This is a genomic window from Kribbella sp. (assembly GCF_035687465.1).
In the GTDB taxonomy this organism is placed as follows: domain Bacteria; phylum Actinomycetota; class Actinomycetes; order Propionibacteriales; family Kribbellaceae; genus Kribbella.
This window is the reverse complement of record NZ_DASRXP010000486.1, coordinates 1-4697: the sequence shown is the minus strand read 5'-3', so window position 1 is coordinate 4697 and position 4697 is coordinate 1. Positions and strand designations below refer to the sequence as shown.

The 4697-nt window shown below is 67.0% G+C and carries 6 protein-coding genes; 1 reads left to right on the top strand and 5 read right to left on the bottom strand.

The genetic code is table 11. The annotated features are described in order from the left end of the window. The 5 genes from VFG33_RS25715 to VFG33_RS25695 form a co-directional block, all read right to left on the bottom strand. A partial coding sequence (locus tag VFG33_RS25715; RefSeq protein ID WP_325055523.1) for a thiamine pyrophosphate-binding protein occupies positions 1-608 on the bottom strand: 608 nt, incomplete at its 3' end. Further along, positions 605-1402 (bottom strand): ABC transporter ATP-binding protein, encoded by a 798-nt coding sequence (locus VFG33_RS25710; RefSeq protein ID WP_325055522.1) that lies wholly within the window; start codon positions 1400-1402, stop codon positions 605-607. The genes VFG33_RS25710 and VFG33_RS25715, both read right to left, overlap by 4 nt. Further along, the gene (locus VFG33_RS25705) at positions 1402-2181 is read right to left on the bottom strand and encodes an ABC transporter permease (protein WP_325055521.1); all 780 of its coding nucleotides are present in this window, start codon (positions 2179-2181) and stop codon (positions 1402-1404) included. The genes VFG33_RS25710 and VFG33_RS25705 overlap by 1 nt, the downstream gene beginning before the upstream one ends. Beyond that, positions 2178-2942, bottom strand: coding sequence for an ABC transporter permease (locus tag VFG33_RS25700; protein WP_325055520.1), 765 nt, complete (start codon positions 2940-2942; stop codon positions 2178-2180). The genes VFG33_RS25705 and VFG33_RS25700 overlap by 4 nt, the downstream gene beginning before the upstream one ends. After that, positions 2939-3895: an ABC transporter substrate-binding protein gene (locus tag VFG33_RS25695; protein WP_325055519.1), complete on the bottom strand. Its 957-nt coding sequence runs from the start codon at positions 3893-3895 to the stop codon at positions 2939-2941. The genes VFG33_RS25700 and VFG33_RS25695 overlap by 4 nt, the downstream gene beginning before the upstream one ends. A gap of 161 nt (positions 3896-4056) precedes the next feature. On the opposite strand from VFG33_RS25695, the gene VFG33_RS25690 reads away from it, so the two are divergent. Next, positions 4057-4697: lyase family protein (locus VFG33_RS25690; protein WP_325055518.1), on the top strand; the 641-nt coding region annotated here is incomplete at its 3' end.

Genomic DNA, 4697 nt, shown 5'->3' with positions numbered 1-4697 from the left:
GTAGTACCGATGGATGACTGGCTGGCGGAGACTGACGAGAGCTTGGGCCTCGCCTCGTCGGCAGCAGCGGGGCGCCGGACGACCGCGGGTGCGGCGAGGCCCAAGCTCTCGTCAGTCTCCGCCAGCCAGTCATCCATCGGTACTACGACCAGCGCGGGCCCTCGCCGGTACGACGCCTCGTGCCAGGCCCGGCGGATCGCGGCAGGAACATCCTGGGGTATCGCCGGCTGCGCGACCCAGACTGGATAACTCCCGGCCAAATCATCCAGCCGTCCAGCCAGGAACGGTTCCAGCGCCAGGTGCCTTCGATCCTGCTGGCCTGTCACCACGACCAGCGGAGCCCGATTCACCCTCGCCGTGGCCAGGGCGCTCACCGCGTTGCCAAGGCCAGGCGTGCTGTGGAGTACGACGAAGGCGGGTCGCCCGGTCGCCAACGCATGCCCGGTCGCGATCCCGACCACCGAGCCCTCGTGCAACGCGAGCACGAACCGGAGATCCTCCGGCAGATCCACCAGGAACGACACCTCGGTCGACCCGGGGTTGGCGAAGATCTCGCGCAGTTCGCAGGCACGCAACACGTCGAAAGTCGCGTCGCGCACCGTCGTCATCGGACGCCCTTGGCCTGCTGGATCAGCTCGAACACATGCGCGCGGAGCCGGGCGAACTCCGGCGACGACCGGGTGGTGAGCTGATCACGTTCCTCCGGCAGCCCAATCGCTACGTCGTCCATCAGCTCCGTCGGCGACGAGGAGAGCACCAGCACCCGGCCACCGAGATAGACCGCCTCGTCGATGTCGTGGGTGACGAAGACGATGGTGACCCCGAACCGTTGCCACAGCGACCGGACCAGGTCTTCCAGGTCGGCCCGGGTCTGGGCGTCGACGGCCGCGAACGGCTCGTCCATCAGCATGATCCGCGGCTCGTACGCGACGGCCCGGGCGATCGCGACCCGCTGCTGCATGCCGCCGGACAACTGCCACGGATAGGCCGAGACCGCCTCAGTCAGGTCGACTGCCCGCAGTGCCTCGTCGACCAGTTCGGTACGACGATCCCGCGGCAAACCCTTCTCTTTCAGGGGCAGCTCGACGTTGCCCCGCACAGTCAGCCACGGGAAGAGACTGCGGCCGTACTCCTGAAACACCACTGCCATTCCCGGCGGAGGCGCTGTCACCCGCAGACCGTCCAGGACGACCTCGCCCGACGTCGGCGGGAGCAGGCCGGCGACGCACTTGAGCAGCGTGGTCTTGCCTGCACCCGAGGGTCCGACGACGCAGACCAGTTCGCCTTTGCCGACGGTGAAACTGAGGTCGCCGATGGCCTCGACCACGCGGCCGCGGGCGTCGTACACCTTCCGCAGCGAGCGGACCTGTAGCAGGGCTTCGCCGTCCAGCGGACTCGTCATCATCGGGCTCCGAGGTGAGTGCGCCGCTGACCGTGGTACCAGCGCAGGACCCGCCGGTCGACGGCCCGGACGGCGAGGGACAGGACGAAGCCGAGGATGCCCAGCAGCAGGATGCCTGTCCACATCTCGGTGATGTTGAACGATCGCTGGAACTGGATGATGGTGAAGCCGAGGCCGTTGCTGGCGGCAAACATCTCGCTGATCACCATCAGGATGATGCCGATCGACACCGCCTGCCGGACCCCGGCCATGATCTGCGGGCTGGCGGACCGCAGGACCAACGTGGTCAGCCGGGCGCGGCCGCCGATCCGGTAGACGCGACAGGTCTCCGAGAGCACCTGGTCGACCGCGCGGACCCCCTCGACCGTGTTCAGCAGGATCGGCCAGATGCAGCCGGACACGATCACGAGCACCTTCATCGTGTCGCCGATGCCCGCGAACAGCATCAGTACCGGAACCAGGACGGGCGGCGGGATCGCGCGGAGGAACTCCAGTACCGGTTCGCAGTACGAGCGGACTGCTCGCGACGACCCGACCAGTACTCCGAGTGCGACGCCGAGCACCAACGCCAGCGAGAAGCCGACCAGGAGCCGCAGCAGACTCGGTACTACGTCGTCCAGGAACCGCTGGTTGAACCACACGTCATCGAAGGTGGACAGGATCTTCGACAACGGTGGCAGGTAGTAACTCGTGCTCTGCGCTGACGTCATCCACCAGACGGCGAGCAGCGCGATCGGTACCGCGACCACCGTCGCGATCCTGCGGAGAACGACGGTCACACGGCCACCTCCCCTCGAACGGACGGATGCCAGTGCAGCACCCGTCGTTCCAGCAGTCGCGCGAGTAGGTTGACCGCGACGCCTAGTACGCCGGTGACCAGGACCAGCGCATACATGGTGGCGACGGCTCCACCGGACTGGGCACTGCCGATCCGGTTCCCCAGGCCTGGCGACCCGATCACCAGTTCGGCAGTGATCGCCAGGATCAACGCGACCGCAGCGGCCAGCCGCACTCCGGTCAGGACATACGGCAAGGCAGTAGGCCAGACCAGATGTCTCACCCTCGACCACCAACCCATGCCGAACGACCGGGCCGTCTCCTGGGCGACCGGGTCGACGTCGTGCACGCCGTACATCACCTGCACCAGCACCTGCCAGAACGACGCGTACACGACCAGCAGCAGGGTCGAGCCCAGGTCGGTGCCGAACACCAGCACCGCAAGGGGGATCAACGCCACCGAGGGGATCGGCCGGAGGAACTCGATCGTGGACGCGGTGAACTCGCGCAGTACCGGCACGATGCCGAGGAAGATGCCCACCACGACCCCGAGGACGACCGCGATCAACAGTCCGAGCGACCAGCCCCGCAAGGTGTCCCCGACCGCCTGCCAGAACTCCGCCGTACGGACCTCGTCGGCGAGTGCGCCGAGGATCTCGCTGAGCGGCGGCAGGTACTCCGGCGACACCAGGCCGACACGCGGCACGAGCTCCAGCAGGAGCAGGAAGGTGGCGAAGCCGGCCAGGCCGAGCACAGCTGTCACGGCAACACCTGCGCCACGTCGAACTTGTCCTTGATCAGTCCATCGGCCTGCATCTGGTCCGCGATCGTCTGCACCGAGGCGGTGTTGACCTTCTGCGGCCAGGCCGGCAGCGTCATCTTCTCCGCGACCCCCGCATCGATCTTCGTGTACTTCGACAGCACGGCGCGGGCCTCGTCGGGATGATCGGTCGCATACTGCAGCGACTTCTCGATCGCGGCGGTGAACCGCTTGACCAGATCAGCCTTCTCCTTCAGCACCTTCTCCGAGGTGAAGTACACCGCGACGGTCAGGTCGGGTGCGGCGTCGACGAAGTTGGACGCGATCACCTTGGCGCCCTGGTTCTTGGCGGTGGTGAAGAACGGCTCCACGATCCAGGCCGCGTCGACCCGGTGGTTCGCGATCGCGGCCGGCATGTCCGGGAAGGGCATCTCGACGAACTTGACCCCGGCCGGATCACCGCCCGCCTTGCGGACCGAAGCACGGACCGTGGTGTCGCCGATGTTCTTCAGGTTGTTGACCGCGACCTGCTTGCCGGCCAGGTCCTTGGCCGACGTGATCGGGCTGTCCTTGGGCACCACCACGCCACCGAAGTCCTTGCCGTCCTGGCCGGTCGAGGAGTTGCCCTCGGCCACGGCCTTCAGGGGCAGATTCTGCGACTTGGCAACGATCAGCGAGGTGACGTTGCCGAAGGCAAAGGTGAAGTCGCCGCTGACCACGCCGGGCACGGCCGCGGCGCCGCCGGTGGTGTTGACCACCTCGATCTCCATCCCCTGCTCGCTGAAGAAGCCCTTCGCGATCCCGAGGTGCAGGGGAGCGACGTCGACGATCGGAATGGCTCCGACCTTGAACTTGTCCGGTCCGCCGTCGGTGGCGGACCCCGAGTCGTCGCCACCACAGCCGGCGGCGGCGAAGAGCAGGGTGCTGGCGAGAACGGTGGCGACTGCACGTCGCATGGTCGCTCCTCCTGTAGATCCCGGGCGGGGAAGGGGGCGGTGCAGGGATGTTCGCATAGCGAACGCATGTTCTTATGGAGAACTTAGTCCGCTGATCGCTGAGGCGTCAATGCTTTGCCGCAGCATTGACGCTGGCCCGAAAGGCGCCGTACGTTCACGAAATGAACATCCGTGCGGATGCCGAACACTCTGGGCTCCTCCTTGGACCGTTGGCCGGGGTGGATCAGGTGGACGCCGAGGTGTCCGATCACGCTTTGCTGCGGGCCATGCTTGATTGCGAGCAGGCTCTAGCCGAGGCGGGTGCGGCGGCCGGCGTAGTACCGGCTGATGCGGCTGCTGCGATCGCGGAAGTGTGCAGGAGTGGGCAGTTCGACCTTGGGCGGCTTGGCCGGGATGCGCAGTCGGCGGGCAATCCCGTCGTACCGCTGGTGCGGGTGATCGGGGAGCAACTACCGGTTGAGGCACGGCCGTGGGTGCATCACGGAAGCACCAGCCAGGACATCCTCGACACGGCGTTGCTGTTGTGCGTCGGACGCGCACTGGATGCCGCCGATGCCTCGGTCGCGTCGGCTGCCTGTGCGGAGCTGGTGCGGTCGCATCGGAACACGCCGATGGCCGCGCGAACCCTTGGACAGCAGGCTGGTCCTACTACCTTCGGGCTGAAGGCTGCCGGTTGGTTGACCGGTCTTGATGAGGCACTGACGCGGCTTGAGAGTGTCCGGTCGGCGCTGCCTGTCCAGCTAGGTGGTGCCACTGGGACGCTGGCGGTCTTCGGTGATGCTGGGCCAGCGGTGATCGAGGG